Annotated in this window: 17 protein-coding genes and 1 pseudogene; 17 read left to right on the forward strand and 1 reads right to left on the reverse strand. The window is 55.0% G+C overall.

Going from position 1 to position 16,910, the window contains the following annotated elements:
- Window positions 1-163: 163 nt before the first annotated feature.
- Genes ABUA09_RS07450 through ABUA09_RS07460 form a run of 3 tightly spaced genes read left to right on the forward strand, consistent with a single transcriptional unit; the run spans window position 164 to window position 2,969 of the window.
- The gene (locus ABUA09_RS07450; protein WP_009259393.1) at window positions 164-748 is read left to right on the forward strand and encodes an MptD family putative ECF transporter S component; all 585 of its coding nucleotides are present in this window, start codon (window positions 164-166) and stop codon (window positions 746-748) included.
- Window positions 748-1,506, forward strand: coding sequence for an energy-coupling factor transporter transmembrane component T (locus tag ABUA09_RS07455; RefSeq protein ID WP_009259392.1), 759 nt, complete (start codon window positions 748-750; stop codon window positions 1,504-1,506). Before ABUA09_RS07450 ends, ABUA09_RS07455 begins: the two co-directional genes overlap by 1 nt.
- The gene (locus tag ABUA09_RS07460) at window positions 1,503-2,969 is read left to right on the forward strand and encodes an ABC transporter ATP-binding protein (RefSeq protein WP_009259391.1); all 1,467 of its coding nucleotides are present in this window, start codon (window positions 1,503-1,505) and stop codon (window positions 2,967-2,969) included. Before ABUA09_RS07455 ends, ABUA09_RS07460 begins: the two co-directional genes overlap by 4 nt.
- On the opposite strand, the gene ABUA09_RS07465 is transcribed toward ABUA09_RS07460, so the two are convergent.
- Complete coding sequence (locus tag ABUA09_RS07465; protein WP_021632088.1) at window positions 2,966-3,931, reverse strand: helix-turn-helix domain-containing protein; 966 nt, start codon at window positions 3,929-3,931, stop codon at window positions 2,966-2,968. The genes ABUA09_RS07460 and ABUA09_RS07465 overlap by 4 nt on opposite strands.
- A gap of 221 nt (window positions 3,932-4,152) precedes the next feature.
- Between ABUA09_RS07465 and ABUA09_RS07470 the strand changes: the two genes are divergently transcribed.
- From ABUA09_RS07470 to ABUA09_RS07535, 14 genes and pseudogenes are all read left to right on the forward strand, one after another.
- Complete coding sequence (locus tag ABUA09_RS07470; protein WP_009259389.1) at window positions 4,153-4,734, forward strand: MptD family putative ECF transporter S component; 582 nt, start codon at window positions 4,153-4,155, stop codon at window positions 4,732-4,734.
- Complete coding sequence (locus ABUA09_RS07475; protein ID WP_009259388.1) at window positions 4,731-5,468, forward strand: energy-coupling factor transporter transmembrane component T; 738 nt, start codon at window positions 4,731-4,733, stop codon at window positions 5,466-5,468. The genes ABUA09_RS07470 and ABUA09_RS07475 overlap by 4 nt, the downstream gene beginning before the upstream one ends.
- A gap of 5 nt (window positions 5,469-5,473) precedes the next feature.
- The gene (locus ABUA09_RS07480) at window positions 5,474-6,970 is read left to right on the forward strand and encodes an ABC transporter ATP-binding protein (RefSeq protein ID WP_009259387.1); all 1,497 of its coding nucleotides are present in this window, start codon (window positions 5,474-5,476) and stop codon (window positions 6,968-6,970) included.
- An 8-nt stretch (window positions 6,971-6,978) separates the two neighbouring features.
- Window positions 6,979-7,344: a metal-dependent transcriptional regulator gene (locus ABUA09_RS07485; RefSeq protein ID WP_009259386.1), complete on the forward strand. Its 366-nt coding sequence runs from the start codon at window positions 6,979-6,981 to the stop codon at window positions 7,342-7,344.
- A 34-nt stretch (window positions 7,345-7,378) separates the two neighbouring features.
- Window positions 7,379-7,789, forward strand: coding sequence for a winged helix-turn-helix domain-containing protein (locus ABUA09_RS07490; RefSeq protein WP_021632085.1), 411 nt, complete (start codon window positions 7,379-7,381; stop codon window positions 7,787-7,789).
- 433 nt (window positions 7,790-8,222) lie between these two features.
- Window positions 8,223-9,125: a LysR family transcriptional regulator gene (locus ABUA09_RS07495; RefSeq protein WP_009259384.1), complete on the forward strand. Its 903-nt coding sequence runs from the start codon at window positions 8,223-8,225 to the stop codon at window positions 9,123-9,125.
- 119 nt (window positions 9,126-9,244) lie between these two features.
- Window positions 9,245-10,858 carry a nickel ABC transporter substrate-binding protein gene (gene nikA, locus ABUA09_RS07500; protein WP_021633318.1) on the forward strand — a complete coding sequence of 538 codons (1,614 nt, stop codon included), beginning with the start codon at window positions 9,245-9,247 and terminating at the stop codon, window positions 10,856-10,858.
- A 173-nt stretch (window positions 10,859-11,031) separates the two neighbouring features.
- On the forward strand, window positions 11,032-11,970 hold the full coding sequence (gene opp1B, locus ABUA09_RS07505; protein ID WP_009259381.1) for a nickel/cobalt ABC transporter permease: 939 nt from the start codon (window positions 11,032-11,034) through the stop codon (window positions 11,968-11,970).
- Window positions 11,971-11,973: 3 nt separating this feature from the next.
- Window positions 11,974-12,798 (forward strand): nickel/cobalt ABC transporter permease, encoded by an 825-nt coding sequence (gene opp1C, locus ABUA09_RS07510; RefSeq protein WP_009259380.1) that lies wholly within the window; start codon window positions 11,974-11,976, stop codon window positions 12,796-12,798.
- On the forward strand, window positions 12,795-13,628 hold the full coding sequence (locus ABUA09_RS07515) for an ABC transporter ATP-binding protein (RefSeq protein ID WP_009259379.1): 834 nt from the start codon (window positions 12,795-12,797) through the stop codon (window positions 13,626-13,628). The genes opp1C and ABUA09_RS07515 overlap by 4 nt, the downstream gene beginning before the upstream one ends.
- The gene (locus tag ABUA09_RS07520; RefSeq protein WP_009259378.1) at window positions 13,621-14,424 is read left to right on the forward strand and encodes an ABC transporter ATP-binding protein; all 804 of its coding nucleotides are present in this window, start codon (window positions 13,621-13,623) and stop codon (window positions 14,422-14,424) included. Before ABUA09_RS07515 ends, ABUA09_RS07520 begins: the two co-directional genes overlap by 8 nt.
- Window positions 14,421-15,353 carry a M14 family metallopeptidase gene (locus ABUA09_RS07525; protein WP_009259377.1) on the forward strand — a complete coding sequence of 311 codons (933 nt, stop codon included), beginning with the start codon at window positions 14,421-14,423 and terminating at the stop codon, window positions 15,351-15,353. The genes ABUA09_RS07520 and ABUA09_RS07525 overlap by 4 nt, the downstream gene beginning before the upstream one ends.
- Entirely contained in the window at window positions 15,340-16,677 is a 1,338-nt protein-coding gene (locus ABUA09_RS07530) for an MATE family efflux transporter (RefSeq protein WP_009259376.1), read from the forward strand. Before ABUA09_RS07525 ends, ABUA09_RS07530 begins: the two co-directional genes overlap by 14 nt.
- A 21-nt stretch (window positions 16,678-16,698) precedes the next feature.
- Window positions 16,699-16,902, forward strand: a pseudogene (locus tag ABUA09_RS07535) (iron dependent repressor, metal binding and dimerization domain protein); the annotation flags it as partial.
- Between the last annotated feature and the right edge of the window lie 8 nt (window positions 16,903-16,910).

The following is a 16,910-nucleotide window of genomic DNA, read 5'->3' on the forward strand; positions in this document are numbered from 1 at the left end:
TTGCTTTTTGCTATATTATAGGCGTGAAGAGTCTGGCTCGTCAATTTAAAACTCGATGTTGATTGGAGCTAAAAAGCTGTTCAGTTGTAGAAACGCCAGTCCGGGTATGGTATTCTATGACGGGGTTAGAATGAGCTAACCAATGAATGCGGAGGTGTTTCTTATGAACAACAAGATTCAGGCAAAAGATTTGATCAACCTTGGGCTGTTCACAGTACTGTATTTTGTCATCGGCTGCTGTGTCGCAATTCCCATCGGGTTTGTACCAATTTTCCTTCCCGTCCTGGGGGCGCTTTGGGCGCTGATCACCGGCATCCCATTTATGCTGTTCCTGACAAGGGTGAAAAAGTTCGGGATGGTCACCATTATGGGCATTTTGAGCGGCCTGCTGATGGGGTTGACCGGCATGGGCTTCTGGGGCGTCCCCCTGGGGGCTGTTTTTGGACTGCTGGGTGATTTGATTTTGAAATCCGGCGGCTATAAGAGCGCCAAGAAGAGCCTGCTGGGGTATGCGGTGTTCAGCCTCTGGATGGTGGGTACCTATATCCCCATGTACTTTATGGTGGAAGACTCCTGGGCGAGTTTTGCGGCCAGCTTCGGAGAGGAATATGCGGATCAGGTAATGGCTGTCATGCCGATGTGGAGCATAATCCTGGTAATTGCAGGAATCTTTGTGTTCGCCATTTCCGGTGGACTGCTGGGCAAGGCCCTCTTGAAAAAGCACTTTGCCAAGGCGGGCATTGCGTAATGAGCAGCGCGTCATACCCCATAGTAACAGGAAGCAAGAAAGGCATCCAGCTGGACCCGCGCACCAAGCTGCTTCTCCTGCTGACCATCACCACCCTGATGTTCAGTACCAGCAATGAAGGGATCATGAACTTGGTAAAGCCGCTTTTGAGCCTTGTCCCATTTATCCTGATCCTCTCCGAGCGACGCTTTCAGACGGCGGCAAAGTACCTGATTTTGTACGCGGCCTGCTTTGCGCTGGAGCGGGTGGCGCTGATTTGGGCAAGCGGGCTCCCCTCCTTTGTTCTGTTGGCGGTCACATCCATCATGACCCGCTTTGCACCCGGTATCATGATGGGTGCCTATCTGATTGCGTCCACATCGGTGAGCGAATTCATTGGCGCCATGGAGCGGATGCACCTGACGGAGAAGATCGTGATCCCGCTGTCGGTGATTTTCCGCTTCTTTCCTACCGTCAGCGAGGAGTATCAGGCCATCCGGGACGCTATGAAGATGCGCGGGATACGCTTCGGAGGAAAGAACCCGTTCCTGATGGTCGAGTACCGGCTGGTACCGCTTATTGTATCCGTGGTCAAAATCGGGGATGAACTTTCCGCTGCCGCCTTAACGCGGGGCCTTGGAGCTCCGGGAAGGCGTACCAATTTGTGCCGGATTGGGTTTCATGCACAGGATCTTATGGCAGCGCTGTTCTGCGTCGCCTGCTTCGCTCTGTTTCTGCTCCAGCCGCAGATCGCTTTTTGGGGAGGTGTCAGAGGATGATTCAGATTGACCATGTGACCTTCTCTTATGGAGAAGAAACGGAGCATACCGGTGGTGTTCGGGACATTGAGCTTCAGATCAAGCGCGGTGAGTTTGCTGTGCTCTGCGGCGAGAGCGGCTGCGGAAAAACCACGATCACACGCCTGATCAACGGCCTGATCCCCCATTATTACGAAGGGAAGATGAGCGGCGGCGTGTGGGTCAACGGGGCTGAAGTGTCAAAACAACCGCTCTATGATACGGCGAAAATCGTGGGCAGCGTGTTCCAAAACCCGCGTTCCCAGTTTTTTAATGTAGATACAACCAGCGAGATCACCTTTGGCTGTGAAAATCTGGGCCAGCCTGCAGAAACAATCCGGGCGCGGCTGGAGAGGACGGTCTGTGATTTCCGATTGGAAAAGCTGATGGACCGGAATATCTTCCACCTCTCCGGAGGAGAGAAACAAAAAGTTGCCTGCGCCGGCGTGTCGATCATGGAGCCGGAGGTACTGGTACTGGATGAGCCATCCTCCAATCTGGATGCGGCATCCATTTCCGACCTGCGGAAAACCCTGGCTTTCTGGAAAAGCCAAGGGAAAACCATCATCGTATCGGAACACAGGCTCTATTATCTCCGTGGTCTGGCGGATCGTTTTATTTATATGAAGGGCGGCAAAATCACACGGGAATATACTGCGGAGGAATTTAATGGCCTGTCGGAGCAAGCCCGGACGGAAATTGGGCTGCGCACTTTCGCCCTGGAACAATTACAACCGCCGCAAACACCGCAATGCACAGGGACGGAACTGGAGCTGAAGCAGTTCCGCTTTGCGTATCCCCACGGATCGTCAATCCTGCACATACAGGATTGTACTATTCCGGCCGGCCGCATTGTAGGCATCATTGGCAATAACGGGGCTGGCAAGTCCACCTTTTCACGGTGCTTCTGTGGGCTGGAGAAGCGATGCGGCGAGGTAATCTGGAACGGCAGGCGATACCGTTCGAAAGATCGGCTGAACACCTGCTATATGGTCATGCAGGAGGTAAACCATCAGCTCTTTACAGAAACAGTCCTGGACGAAGTGTTGATCAGCATGGAGGAGCCGGATACAAAACAGGCAGAGGAAATCCTGACCCGGCTGGATCTCCTCCTGTTCAGAGACAGGCACCCTATGTCGCTTTCCGGCGGGCAGAAACAGAGGGTGGCCATCGCATCTGCCATTGCATCAAAGCGGTCTATTCTCTTCTTTGACGAACCCACCAGCGGCCTTGATTACCGGCACATGAAAGAGGTCGCCGCTGTTTTGCGGCAGCTCAGCACGGAAGGTGTCACTGTTTATGTGATCACACACGATCTGGAACTGCTGCTGGACTGCTGCACGGACATCATCCATTTCGCCCAGGGAAACATTGCTGGCCAATACCCTATGGATGCGGGCGGCCTTTCAAGGGTCTGTGCTTATTTTATGGGAAGCGGCGCCTAAAGTGTGGCCAGCTTCTGTGCGCGCCGGTACTCCAACGGGGACATGCCGAATTGCTTCTTGAATACCGCTGCAAACTTTCCCTGATTGGAATAGCCAACCTGCTCCGCGATTTCTGCAATGGGGCGGCTGGTGTTCGCTAAAAATTCAGCGGCGGCTTTCATACGGACCTCCCGCAGATAGGTGGAGATGTTCTGGCCGTACACCCCACGGAAGTAGTTTTTCAAACTGGTTTCCCCAACGGAGAATTTTTCCGCCAGCAGACGCACGGGGATATGTTTCCGGAGATCTGCGGTGAGGATTTGTTCTGCTTTTTTGGCGATCCCCACCTGAAGTTCCGTATAAAAGCCGCAGGTTTTTGAAGGGCGCGGCTCTGTATGGAGTAGTTCGTAAATCAGTTCCAGCGTATAGATGCGCAGATAAAATAGAGACGGCTGCTCCGACAGTGCCCAGAGTTTGCGGAAAATAGCGGTAAGTGTGCTGTCCGCCTCGTTGATATAGGTCTTTTGCCTGCGGCAATAGTTCTCACGCAGCAGAGTAAAATCCAGCTCAAAGGCGGACATCAGTTCCTGGGCGTTCTGAGAGAGCTGCTCTATATCAAAATAGATTTTAATGCCCTGATAGAGCCTGGTTGGGAAAATATAGCCGTCCTGGGCAGTCTGCTCACTGACGGCAAAATCATTTTCCTTCAGGTATATGTAGGCTCCGTCATCCAGAAGAAGCTCACTTCTTCCTGCAACGCAGTAATTGATCAGCAGGGGCCGCAGCTCGGCATTTGCCTCGGACTCCGGCCAATTTGAGGCGCTTACCTGAATAAACGCCAGGGTTACCCCCGGAAAGAGCGGGTGGAAGACCATCCTCCCGCGGCCGTCCTCCTGCTCCAAAAGAAGTTCGCTGCTATTTGGGCCGCTTTTCCACTCTACGCCCAAAACAGTATCGCTGTTTTTCAGGATACTTTCCATCATGTCGCGCAACAAATTTTCCCCCTTTCGCAGCAAAATGATTGAGTTTATTATAGGGCGGCCCCTTTTAGAGGTCAATCATCAAACAACAGGAAAGAGAAAACTCCTTGCTATTCGGGCCTAAACTGTCGGTATGTGCATAGAAGCGTGATTTGATCTGTGCTACTATTACGACGGTTAGCGTTGTCTAATCCGAAAATCAATTATGTGTAGGAGGATTCTCAATGAACAGGCTTCAAGGGAAAGACTTGATCAACATCGGTATTTTTACGGCGATCTACTTTATCGTGATCTTTGCCGCGGCGTCTATTGGCTTTATCCCTATTTTCATCCCGCTCATCAGTGTGATCGTTCCGCTGGTCGGCGGCATCCCCATGATGCTGTTTTTCTCCAAAATTAAAAAGTTTGGTATGCTGACCATCTGCGGCCTGTTGCTCGGCGTCATTATGCTGCTCACCGGAATGGGCTACTGGTGCATCCCCACCGGCCTGATTTTTGGATTGATCTCTGATTTCATGATGAAGGGCTGCGGCTACAAAAACGCCAAGCGCGAAGTCCTGATCCACGGCGTTTTCTCCATGTGGGTGATCGGCGCGTTCATCCCTATTGTTGTGACACGGGATGCTTACTATCAAAATCTCCTTCCCGGCTATGGACAGGAATATGCAGATACGCTCATGGCCTATATGCCGGACTGGATTTTGCCGGTGCTTCTGGCGGCGGCCTTTGTCAGCGGACTGGTGGGCGGCCTGATTGGGCGCAAACTTTTCAAAAAGCACTTTGAACGGGCGGGCATTGTATCATGAGCCGCGAACTTCTTGCCAGTCAGAAAAACCACAGTGGGATTGTTTTAGATCCTCGCACAAAATTGGCGGTGCTGACCACCATAGCCGTTTTCATTTTGGGCGGCTCGTATGAAGGCGTCATGCAGTATTACATCATCGTGCTGGCGGCGATCCCCCTGCTGCTTCTGCTCTCGGCAGGAAAATGGAAAGGCGCTGTCCTCTATCTCCTGATTTTTGGGGGAAGCCTCTGCTTGGAACTGTTTGGACTATCCTATCTGACCGGGGTTGCAAATTTTATCGCGGTTGCCATTGTGGGGCTGTTCCTCCGGTTTACGCCGGGAATTGTCATGGGGTACTTCGTAGTCACGACCACAACCGTCAGCGAATTCGTGGCCGCTATGGAGCGGCTTCACCTGCCGCAGCAGATCACAATCCCCATGTCGGTCATGTTCCGCTTTTTCCCGACGGTTGCAGAAGAATGGAGCGCCATTGGGGACGCCATGCGGATGCGCGGCGTCCGCTTTGGCGGTGGAAAGGCCGGCTCTATTCTGGAATACCGCATGGTTCCCATGATGATCTGCTCTGTCAAGATTGGAGAAGAGTTGAGTGCGGCGGCACTGACCCGCGGTCTGGGCGGACCGGTCAAGCGGACCAACATCTGTAAAATCTGGTTTCGCGCACAGGACATTGTGTTGCTCCTGATCTGCCTTGGGGCATTTGCCGCGCAAGTCTATGTGTGGGCTGCAAGGGGGTGAATGCCATGATTGCGTGCAGAGATGTGTCGTTTTCCTATCCGGCAAGCGGCCCTGTGGATGGGGAATGTCTGACGGAAGGGGCGCTGAAGCATATCACCTGTACGATTGAGGACGGCTCCTTTGTTCTTCTCTGCGGGGCCTCCGGCTGCGGCAAGACGACCTTGACCCGTCTGCTGAACGGACTGATCCCCCATTACCACGAGGGAACTTTTACAGGCTCGGTCTATCTGGGCGGGAAAGATACCCGCGATCTGTCGCTCTTTGAGATTTCCCAAATGGTAGGCTCTGTGTTCCAAAATCCACGCTCCCAGTTTTTCAATGTGGATACGACCAGCGAGCTGGCCTTTGGCCCGGAAAATCACGGATTGCCCGAGAAGGCTGTCCGTGAGCGGGTCCGCCTGGTGGCGGAGCAGCTGAGGCTGGAATCCCTGCTTGACCGGAGCATCTTCTCCCTCTCCGGCGGGGAGAAGCAGAAAATCGCTTGTGGGTCGGCGGCTGCCATCGACCCGGATATTTATGTCCTGGATGAGCCGTCCTCCAATCTGGACGCCTACGCGATTGCGGATTTCCGAAAACTGCTCATGCGCCTAAAGGCCCAGGGAAAAACCATCGTTATTTCGGAACACAGGCTCTACTACCTGCGAGATCTGGCCGACCGTGTCCTCTATATGAAAGATGGAGAGATCCGAGGCGACTATACCGCCGCAGAATTCCAAAGCCTGCCCGCAGAGCGACGGGAGCAAATGGGCCTGCGCCCACTGGACCTGAACGACCTAAAGGGGATAGCGCTGCCTCACGGCCGGACCGGGGACTCCGAATGGAAAATCCGGCAGTTCTCCTTTGCCTATAAGCATCAGCCGGAAACCCTGCACATTGACGAGGTGGAATTCCCCTTTTGCGGTGCAACCGCAATCATTGGGCATAACGGAGCGGGAAAATCCACCCTGTCCCGCTGCCTGTGCGGGCTGGAAAAGCGGTGCGGCGGCACTGTGCAGGAACAGGGCAGGATTTATTCCAGAAAAGAGCGGCTGAAGCTCTGTTATATGGTGATGCAGGACGTAAACCACCAGCTTTTCACAGAAAGCGTGTTGGATGAAATATGTCTGAGCATGAGAACAGAGGACCGTGCAAAAGCGGAAGCTGTGCTGGCTGAGATGGACCTGCTCCCATATCGGGAGCGACATCCCATGGGGCTGTCCGGGGGACAAAAGCAGCGGGTGGCCGTCGCCTCCGCGATTGCATCAGAACGGCCGCTGATCGTATTTGATGAGCCCACCAGCGGGCTGGACCTGTTTCACATGCGGCAGGTGGCGGAGGTGGTGAACAGAATTACAGAACAAGGAAGAACTGCGGTTGTGGTGACGCACGACCCGGAATTTATTTTGCGGTGCTGTAAGTTTGTTATCCACATGGAGCACGGTAAGATTCAGGAAAGCTACTCCCTCTGCGAGCCGGAGGGCAGGGAACGCCTGTTGCGCTTTTTTCTGAACGAGATGGGATAGGAGGCAAAATGAAACTTCACGCGTCGGGCGAGGACTACCTGGAGGCCGTGCTGGTGCTCCAAAAGGAAAAGGGCATGGTGCGCTCCGTGGATGTGGCCCGGCACATGGAGGTGTCCAAGCCCAGCGTGTGTCATGCGGTGACGACCTTGAAAAAAGGCGGCTTCCTGACGATGGATGAAGACTTCTCCCTGCACTTGACTGATATAGGCCGGGAGGTAGCCGAGCAGACCTATGAGAAACACTGCTTCTTTACTCGCCAGCTTGTCGCGGCCGGGGTCGATCCCCAGACCGCGGAACGGGAGGCCTGCCGGATGGAGCACACCATCAGCCAGAAGTCGTTTGAATTACTGAAAGGAGCGGTAGAGCCGGAATGACCGGTAAGCAGTCAGAAGAAAGGGAGGACCCCGCGTGGGGAAATTACTGATTTTATCCGTCACCAATGGCGAGGAACAAATTCTGGATAGGATCAAGGACTTCCTGGCGGAAGAGCCTGGAATCGAGATTGTGGAGCCGCCCGCCACGAAGCATATCCTCACCTTTCTCGGCCTGGAACTCCACCTACGCAAGCAGACGGTAAAGTGGCGGGGCCAGCCTCTCCACCTTACGCACCTGGAGTTCTTCACGCTGGCGTATCTGGCCCGACATCCCGGCTGGGTCTTCACGCAGGAACAGATCTATGAGGCCGTATGGCATGAGTTCCCGGAGGACTGCGGCGCGGCCGTGGTCAATATCATCAGCCAGCTCCGCCGGAAGATGGGACCGGGAAATCCGATCCGTACCGTCCCCCACAGCGGCTATAAGTTTGAGCTGCCTCCATAACCTGAGAAGCCTTTTCCGAAAAAACGCAGTTATCCTTGATGGGTAACTGCGTTTTTTGTGCAGGCAGAGATTTGTAACTGATTCCATGCAGTAAAAATTCAGAGCATAGCCTGATAAAGCTCGTTTCAAAGATATGCAGCAGACCAGAAAACAGGTTCCTGATCCAGTTATCCTTCGTCGCAAGAATGCCCTGATTGCATTTTCTGCAAACGGAAAGCGGAGGACCGACTGCTTAGACTGTTGCTTGACTATATTGGCAATCAGCCATTCAAAAGGAACCCAGCCTGTGGTTCACCAGAATAAATTGTACCGGACATTTCTATCACTTCCAAGTGCATGACATCCTGAATGAGAATATATTTGTTGTCCGCAAGCGCCAGATGTAGTATATTGTGGTTAGCAATAGCAAACCGATGGCATGGGGGACAGATCAATGGAAATAAAACAACTGGAGAGCTTTGTGACTGCCTGCGAACGCGGAAGCCTTTCGCAAGCGGCGGCTTGTATGTACACCACGCAGCCAAATGTCAGCAAAACCATCCGAACCTTAGAGCATGAACTGGGGCGGCCCCTTTTGGTCCGGAGCGGGAAAGGCGTACAGCCTACGGTTTATGGAAAGAACGTGCTGGAGTATGCGAAGCTGATTCTGAGAGCAACGGCTACGATCTCCTCTCTGGCCGTGCCGGATGAGCAGAACGGTCTGCGGCTGTCGGCATATCCCAGCAACATGGTGTCCCGCCTTTTGGTAGACTTTTACAAAACCTGGGGGTCTGGAATCCATATTGAGCACCACGAGGGCACCGTGGAGGAGATCACCGACCATGTCCACCAAGGAATTTCTGAAGTTGGAATCGTATATGTGGCGCAAAAGCAGGTGCCTACATTTCAGCACATTCTTCTCCACAAGAAATTGGAGTTTATTCCGCAGAGTGAAAAGAGCATCTGTGTCTACGTAGGACCTCAGCACCCACTGTATCATGCGGACAGTGTGGACTTTTCAGATCTTCCAAATCTGAAATTCATGCGTGGAGTACGGGATTTCTTTTCTATGGAACATCATCTTGAAACGGTGAGCATGGGGGTCATTGACCAAAGCGTTATGAAGCACGTGATATACAGCGACAGCGACCACTCGATCATCAATTTCCTGCTCCATACGGATGTTTGCAGTCTGGGCCTGAATTTTATGCACCGCCCCTATGAGCAATATGACATCAAACCGCTGGCCATCAACGGATGCGAGCCGTTTCTTCAAATCGGCTATGTGCGGGACCCGGAGCGTCCGCTCTCGCCGCAGGCCTCCTGGCTGACAGAGCGCTTTGGAGAAATGCTGTAAAAGGCATAACAAATTGTTATGGGGTTCCATGAAAAATTGGCCTCTGGTAAGTCTTGGCTAACTGCTGTAAAATGAAAAACCATAGCGCAAGACTGTAATATTTAGGACTGGAGGCTTTTATGAAAAGAAGGATTTTTTCTGTGCTGTTGAGCAGCGCCCTGCTGTTGACGGCGCTCGCCGGCTGCGGACAAGGGGGCGAAGCGGCTCCAAGCGGAAGCTCGTCCGACGCAGACAGTGAAACGGGTACGCGGGATGAGCTGATATTTGTCAACTACCGGGATATCCGGGATCTGAACCCTCACCTGTACGCCGGTGAGATGTACGCCCAGAGCATCCTTTACGACACCCTGGTGAGCAATACGGAAGACGGCTATGTGGGCTGTCTGGCGGAAGACTGGACCATCAGCGATGACGGCCGGATTTATACCTTCAATATCCGGGACGGCGTAACCTTCTCCGATGGAACGCCCTGCGACGCCAACGCCATTCTGGCCAACTTCAACGCCATCTTGGAGAACCGTGAGCGCCACACCTGGCTGGAGATGATGAATCTGCTGGTCGGTGTGTCCGCTCCGGACGAGGATACCTTCGTCATTGAGATGAGCGAGCCGTACTACCCCATGCTCACCGAGCTGGCTTGCATCCGTCCGTTCGCAATGATTTCCCCTAACTGCATGATCGACGGCAGCACGATGAACGGTGTCAACGGCTATATCGGGACAGGCCCCTATGTGCTCACGGACTTTGTCACTGACGAGTACGCCGTTTTTGAGCGCAACGAGAATTATTGGGGTGAGGCGCCCGCAATTCAGAAGATCACCGTCAAGGTCATCCCCGACAACCAGACGCGCATTATGGCCCTGGAGAATGAGGAGATCGACCTGATTTTCGGCAAGAACATGCTGGACGCTGATGCCATCAGCCAGTATGTGGACAGTGACCGGTTCACCGTAAGCCTGTCTGACCCCACCTCCACCCGGCATATTGTGCTGAACACCACCCACGATATTTTGGGAGACACAGCGGTGCGAAAGGCGCTCCAGCACGCCACAAACCGGCAGGCCATCTCCGAGGGTATTTTCTACGGCCTGGAACCGGCAGCGGATACCCTTTATTCCCCAACCGTTCCCTACTGTGATGTGGATTTGGAGCCCTATGCCTACGACACCGAGGAAGCGGCCCGCCTTCTGGACGAGGCCGGCTGGGTTATGGGAAGCGACGGGGGCCGCTCCAAGAATGGGCAGAAACTGGAACTGGACCTCCTCTACAATAGCGACAGCGTTACTGAGAAGACCATTTCTGAGTATCTTCAGAGTGAGTATTTGAAACTGGGCATCTCCCTGAACATCCACGGCGAGGAAGAACAGTCCTATCGTGACAATATGAAGGCCGGTAATTTTGATATGGTGTTCAACATCTGCTGGGGTATGCCTTATGATCCCCAGTCCTCTCTGGCCGCTATGAGGGCCCCAGTGTATGGAGACTATGCCGCACAGCAGGGACTGGAGGACAAGGCAGAGATTGATCAGGCCATCACGGATATCCTCACCTCCACCGATGAGGCAGAACGTCAGGAACTGTATGACTTTGTTCTGACCCGGCTCCATGAGGATGCTGTCTACATTCCCCTGACCTACGAAACCAACAAAGCCCTTTATACCTCGGAACTGAAGGGGGTCCACTTCGGCACCGACCAGTATGATGTGGATTTCGCAAGCATGTACTTCGAGTAATCGTTGATGGCATCGGGGCCGCTTCTTTGGAGGCGGCCCTTGTGCTGAATTGCCTTCGCTCGCGGGGGTGTTCACACTTTCCACAGGTGCGAAGCACGTAAGAAGCACGCGTGCGCGGGCTCCGCAAAATAGAGTTTAAGTTTTGCAACTATGCAAAAAAGAAAGGGGCATCTATGAAGCGCTATGTAATCCGCCGGCTGCTGATGGCAATCCCCCTGCTGCTGGCGATTTCCTTTGTCTGTTTTGTGTTCATCAACCTGATCCCCTCAAATCCGGCGGAGGTCGTCCTCCGAATCCAGCAGACGCCCATTATCACTGATGAGGCGATTGCGGAGATGGAGGAGGCGCTGGGTCTGAACAAACCTTTTCTGGTGCGGTATTTTGACTGGGTCCTGGGCTGTCTCCAGGGGGATTTCGGCATCAGCTATGTCAATCCCGCCCGCACAGTCGCCGGAGAACTGGCCCGCTGCCTGCCCGCCACGCTGCAGTTGGCGGCGGCCTCGTTTGTGATCGTGCTGCTGCTGAGCATCCCTATCGGCTTCCTCTGCGCTGTGTACAAGGATGGCTGGTTTGATAAGATTATGCGGGGCCTGGTCTTTATCTCCACGGCCATGCCTGCCTATTGGGTTGGGCTGCTCCTGATGTGGGGGATCAGCGTCAAGCTGGGTCTGCTGCCGACCAACGGAAACGGTACCTGGCAGCATATGATACTGCCTGCCTTTACCGTGGCGCTCAGTTACATCTCTACCTATATCCGGCTCATCCGCAATAATATGCTGGAGAATATGAAGCAGGATTATGTGCTCTACGCCAATGTCCGCGGCCTGCCCCAGCGCTCCATCTGGGTGAAACATGTGCTCAAAAATTCCATGCACACCTGCATCGTGGCCATGGGTATGAGCATCCCCCAGATGATTGCCGGCACCATCGTGGTGGAGAACGTGTTTTCCTGGCCGGGGCTGGGGACGCTGTGCATCAGTTCCATCTTCAATCGTGATCTGCCGGTCATCCAGACTTATGTGCTGTTCATCGGCGTATTGTTCGTGGTATTCAATCTGGTGTTCGACATCCTTCAGACCGTGTCCGACCCCAGACTGAGAAAGGAGAGCTGAGCCATGGGAAAACGCTTTCTGCACAACCGTGCCGCTGTGGTGACGGTGGCTTTCGTCCTCCTGATCGCGCTGATCGGCATTCTTGCCCCGCTCCTGGCGCCGCATGATCCCTATGTTACGGATATCCTCAACAAATTCGCGCCGTACAGCCTGGAGTACCCATTGGGCACAGACCATCTGGGCAGGTGCGTCCTCTCCCGCCTGATTTACGGCATCCGGCCAACGCTGGGACTTGCCCTTCTGACCATGCTGGGGACCATCGCACTGGGCGCGCTGCTGGGCGTTATGGCCGGCTACTTCCGGGGCGTGGTGGAAGAGGTCATCATGCGGGTGGTGGACGTGATGCTTTCCTTCCCCAGCCAGATCATGGTGTTCGCCGTGGTGGGCCTTCTGGGGATCAATGTCCAAAATGTCATCATTGCCAATGTGTTCATCAAATGGGCGTGGTATGCCCGCATGATCCGAACCGGTGTCATGCAGTACCGGGACCGGAACTTTGTTCAGTTCTCCCGGTGCGTGGGAATGCCGGAGCGGTTCATCCTGTTCCGACACCTTCTGCCGTCTATTACCTCTGATCTTGCGGTGCTGGCCTCTCTGGATGTGGGCTGGGCCATTATCAATATCTCTACCCTGTCCTTCCTGGGGCTGGGCGTACAGGCCCCAACCCCGGAATGGGGAGCCATGCTCAACGAGGCGAAGGATGTACTTACCAGTAATCCAACCCAGATGATCGCGCCTGGTATTGCCATCGTGGTTCTGGTGTGCTGCTTTAATCTGATGGGCGACGCCCTGCGGGATGTGCTGGACCCCAAGGAGGTGGAAAAATGACCCCGGTTCTGGAATTGCAAGATCTCCATGTTCTGCTCTGCACACACCGGCATCAGGGGGTGGAGTTGGTGAAGGGAGTTTCCTTCTCGGTATATCCTGGGGAGTGCCTTGGAATCCTTGGGGAGTCCGGAAGTGGAAAATCCATGTCTATGAAAGCGGCGATGGGCCTTTTGGATCATAGCTTCCACGTGCTTGGAAGTGCCAAATTCCAGGGAGAGGAGCTGCTGGGGAGAAGTGATGAAGAACTGCGCCGTCTAAGAGGCGGTCAGGTAGGCATCATCCTTCAAAACCCGATGACCTGTTTTGATCCTCTCTACCGGATCGGAGCCCAGATTGCCGAAACCTTTGCGGCCCACAATGATTGGAGCAAGGCGGATATCCGCCAGCGTTCTCTGGAGATGCTGGAGAAAATGCGGATTCGTAATCCGGAGGAGGTGTTGGAGAAGTACCCGCATCAGCTCTCCGGCGGAATGCTTCAACGGATTATGATTGGCATTGCGACCTCTATGAAGCCGTCCCTTCTGATCGCGGACGAACCTACCACAGCTATTGACGCCATCACTCAATTTGAGATCCTGGACGAATTGCTGCGGATCAAGCAGGAACACCAGACAGCGATGGTCTTTATCTCCCATGACTTGAATGCGATTTCCCGTGTGGCAGACCGGATCGTAGTCCTCAATCAGGGGCTTGTGGTGGACCAAGGCGATTTCCAACACATTCTTCACCATGCAACCGATTCCTATACCAAGCTGCTGGTGGAAAAGCGGACGGATGTGATGCGCCGATACAGCCAGGTGCTGGGAGGAAAGGAGCGTGTCTATGCTTGAACTGAAAAATATCTGCGTCAGTTTCCGAAGCGAGCGTCAGGACAAGGTGTTCGGACATACCCGTCAGCAGGTGCTCTTTGATGTGTCCCTGAACGTAAAAAGAGGGACCTGCCTCGGTATTTTGGGAGAGTCCGGCAGCGGAAAATCCACTATGGGCCGGGTGCTTTGCGGGCTTCTGAAACCGGACAGCGGCGAGGCGATTCTGGACGGCGTATCGGTCTACGCCTCCCGAGCGGGCCGGCGGAACCTGCAGAACAAGCTCAGTGTGGTATTTCAAGACTACACAACCTCTGCCAATCCCCGTTTCCGTGTCAAAGACATCATCGGCGAGGGCCTGACCGTCCGGGAGCGCCGGGAGGGGGGCCGGCTGGAGCGAAAGAAGGAAATGGCCGCCCTTCTGGAACTGGTGGGACTCCCTGCTGATTTTGCGGGCAGATTTCCCCACGAGCTCTCCGGCGGCCAGCTTCAGCGGGTGTGCATCGCCAGGGCAGTGGCCTGTAAGCCAGAGGTCATCCTCTTTGATGAGGCGATCTCCTCCCTGGATGCGCATACCCAGGTCCAGGTAATGGATCTGCTGCGGGATCTGAAGGAAAAGCTGGGGCTGACCTATGTATTTATCACCCACGACCTGACCTCGATCACATATCTCTGTGACGATGTGCTGTTCCTCTATCAGGGCCGTGTAACAGAATATTTGCCCGTCAGCCGCATCAGCGAGACTAAGGATGAGTACGCCCGGCGGTTGCTGGAGTCCATTGTGGTATTTGACACCGAGACTTCGGAGGTGGACGTATGATTTTTTGTGGGATAACACTTTTGCCTGGTGAGCGAAAAAACGTACCGCTCCCGGTACCGGATGCTCCGTCCCTGAATGCGCTCTGCCTGTGCGGTGCCGCCCCGGGCAAGACGCTGGTGGTCACGGCAGGGGTCCACGGCTGCGAGTATGTGGGAATTCAGGCCCTGCGCCGTCTGGCGGCGGACCTGGATCCGGCGAGGCTGTCGGGGAACGTCATCCTACTGCCGCTGGCAAATCCCAGTGCTTTTTATGCCGGAGCCAAACAGGTGGTGCCGGAGGACGGCGTCAATTTGAACCGAGCCTTCCCCGGCAACTCTGCGGGCCCCCTTTCCGCTCGATTGGCCTTTGCCCTGGAGGCGGCTTTATACCCGGAAGCCGATCTGCTGGCAGATCTCCACAGCGGAGACTGCAGCGAAACGCTTCATCCATTGGTGTTCTTCCCGGCAGCAGGGAAGAAAATGGTCAACCAAGTCTCACTGGATGCCGCCAAGGTCCTGACGGTACCCTACCGGGTCCGCTCCACCGCCAAGAACGGGCTTTACAGCTGGGCGGTGCAAAGAGACATTCCCGCACTGCTGATTGAGAGGGGCGGGCAGGGGCTTTGGTCTGAACAGGAGGTGGACGCCTGCTGTGAGGACGTCCGCTCCCTGTTGCGCCATCTGGAGATTATGCCCGGAGGGAACCCGCCGCGGGATCAGCTGGAGATCACAGAAACCTTCTATGCAGAAGCTGAGTCGGAGGGATTTTGGTATCCGGCAGTAGGTTTAGACCAACGGGTCCGAAGGGGAGAACTGCTCGGACACCTGGAGGCACTGTCTGGTTGCCGCTTACAAGAGGTTCGGGCCGAGTTTGACGGCATTGTCCTTTACTACACAATCGCCTTGGGCGTCCGGGCGGGAGATCCGCTGATCGCATATGGCCATCCGTAAGGAATTCTGGCGGCTGGCCTGGCCCGCCGCGGCAGAGGGCCTGTTGCTGATGCTGCTCACCGCCGCCGACCTGCTGATGGTTTCCGCTCTGGGAAACACAGCGGTGGCGGCGGTCAGTATTTTTTCCCAGCCCCGTATGGTGATCCTCTGCGTAACCCGCTCCTACTCTGTTGCACTGAGCGCCTATGTTGCCCGCCGGCGCGGCAAGCATCCGGATGAGTCCCTGACCTCCTGTTCCCGCGCTTCGCTCATGCTGGGGTGCGGTCTCTCGATGCTGCTCCTGGTCGGGACCTGGATTGGAGCTGGCCCGCTTCTACGACTGGCCGGTGCACAGGATGACTATATCAACTTGGGGTTGCAGTATGCCTTTCCCACCCTGGTGAGTCTGGCGCTCTCCGGTCCGGCTATTGTCCTTCACGGCATCTTGGCGGGGCTTGGCGATACCAAAAGCGTGCTTGTGTCCAATGTGCTAGGCAACGGAGTCAATGTCGTGTTCAATGCGCTGCTGATTTACGGTCTGGGCCCATTCCCGCAATTGGGAGTTTTCGGCGCTGGGCTGGGAACTGCTATCGGTGCTGGCGCCACGCTGGTCTATACGCTGGCGCTTTTCTTACGGCGGCGGCATCCGGCCACTCTGCGGGGCAGAGGGGCCTGGCTGCCGGAACGGGAATACCTCTGCTCCCTGGCCCCCCTTGCCACGGGCACATTCCTGGAGCAGGCAGCGGAACGGTTTGGGATGTTCACATTTTCACGCCTGGTAGCAGACCTGGGCACAGCGGCGCTAAGCGTCCACAACATCTGTGGGAGCCTGTGCGACATTTACTATAGCTTCTCCCAAGGGCTTGGGAAGGCCAGCCTGGTTCAGGCCGGCCAGGCGTTGGGATCTGGAAGAACGTGCAACCTGAAACGGATCGGGGCCGTATCCCGCCGGGCGGCGCTTTGGACTGGGGGTGCGGCCACGCTGCTCTATTTGCTGCTCCGGTCACCCTTGCTTCAGTTCTACCATCTGGAGGGCAACGACCTGGCTCTGGGCTGTGAGATCATGATCTTTGTGGCTGCTGTCAATATTCCGGAGGCATGGGCTATGGTCCATGCGGGTCTGCTCCGTGGCTTGGGGCATACCAGTTTTGTGGCCCTCTATTCTCTTATCAGCATCGCAGTGGTGCGGCCGATCCTTACCTTCTTCCTGGTTTACGAACTTGGTCTTGGATTATACGGAGCATGGATTGCCCTCACTCTCGACCAAACGACAAGAGCGGTCTGTTCCATGCTGGGATCGCGGCAGACGATCCGTATCAAGATGAAGGACAGCTCAAATTCATGATTGCCCTAATACTATCGTGGCATGGATGAGGACTTCTCTCTGCGCTTGACCGATATAGGCCGAGAGGTAGCCGAGCAGACCTATGAAAAACACTGCTTCTTTACCCGGCGGCTTATTGCGGCCGGGGTCGATCCCCAGACCGCGGAACGGGAGGCCTGCCGGATGGAGCACACCATCAGCCAGCGGTCCTTTGAATTGTTAAAAGGGGCGGTGGAGCCGGAATGACCGGTAAG

This window comes from Intestinimonas sp. RTP31139st1_F5_RTP31139_211217, assembly GCF_040226735.1.
In the GTDB taxonomy this organism is placed as follows: Bacteria; Bacillota; Clostridia; order Oscillospirales; family Oscillospiraceae; genus Intestinimonas; species Intestinimonas butyriciproducens.

Bases quoted from the DNA above. Each gene is read 5' to 3' on its own strand.
- ABUA09_RS07450 (WP_009259393.1), top strand. From the start codon at position 164: ATGAACAACAAGATTCAGGCAAAAGATTTGATCAACCTTGGGCTGTTC.
- ABUA09_RS07455 (WP_009259392.1), top strand. From the start codon at position 748: ATGAGCAGCGCGTCATACCCCATAGTAACAGGAAGCAAGAAAGGCATC.
- ABUA09_RS07460 (WP_009259391.1), top strand. From the start codon at position 1,503: ATGATTCAGATTGACCATGTGACCTTCTCTTATGGAGAAGAAACGGAG.
- ABUA09_RS07465 (WP_021632088.1), bottom strand. From the start codon at position 3,931: ATGATGGAAAGTATCCTGAAAAACAGCGATACTGTTTTGGGCGTAGAG.
- ABUA09_RS07470 (WP_009259389.1), top strand. From the start codon at position 4,153: ATGAACAGGCTTCAAGGGAAAGACTTGATCAACATCGGTATTTTTACG.
- ABUA09_RS07475 (WP_009259388.1), top strand. From the start codon at position 4,731: ATGAGCCGCGAACTTCTTGCCAGTCAGAAAAACCACAGTGGGATTGTT.
- ABUA09_RS07480 (WP_009259387.1), top strand. From the start codon at position 5,474: ATGATTGCGTGCAGAGATGTGTCGTTTTCCTATCCGGCAAGCGGCCCT.
- ABUA09_RS07485 (WP_009259386.1), top strand. From the start codon at position 6,979: ATGAAACTTCACGCGTCGGGCGAGGACTACCTGGAGGCCGTGCTGGTG.
- ABUA09_RS07495 (WP_009259384.1), top strand. From the start codon at position 8,223: ATGGAAATAAAACAACTGGAGAGCTTTGTGACTGCCTGCGAACGCGGA.
- nikA (WP_021633318.1), top strand. From the start codon at position 9,245: ATGAAAAGAAGGATTTTTTCTGTGCTGTTGAGCAGCGCCCTGCTGTTG.
- opp1B (WP_009259381.1), top strand. From the start codon at position 11,032: ATGAAGCGCTATGTAATCCGCCGGCTGCTGATGGCAATCCCCCTGCTG.
- opp1C (WP_009259380.1), top strand. From the start codon at position 11,974: ATGGGAAAACGCTTTCTGCACAACCGTGCCGCTGTGGTGACGGTGGCT.
- ABUA09_RS07515 (WP_009259379.1), top strand. From the start codon at position 12,795: ATGACCCCGGTTCTGGAATTGCAAGATCTCCATGTTCTGCTCTGCACA.
- ABUA09_RS07520 (WP_009259378.1), top strand. From the start codon at position 13,621: ATGCTTGAACTGAAAAATATCTGCGTCAGTTTCCGAAGCGAGCGTCAG.
- ABUA09_RS07525 (WP_009259377.1), top strand. From the start codon at position 14,421: ATGATTTTTTGTGGGATAACACTTTTGCCTGGTGAGCGAAAAAACGTA.
- ABUA09_RS07530 (WP_009259376.1), top strand. From the start codon at position 15,340: ATGGCCATCCGTAAGGAATTCTGGCGGCTGGCCTGGCCCGCCGCGGCA.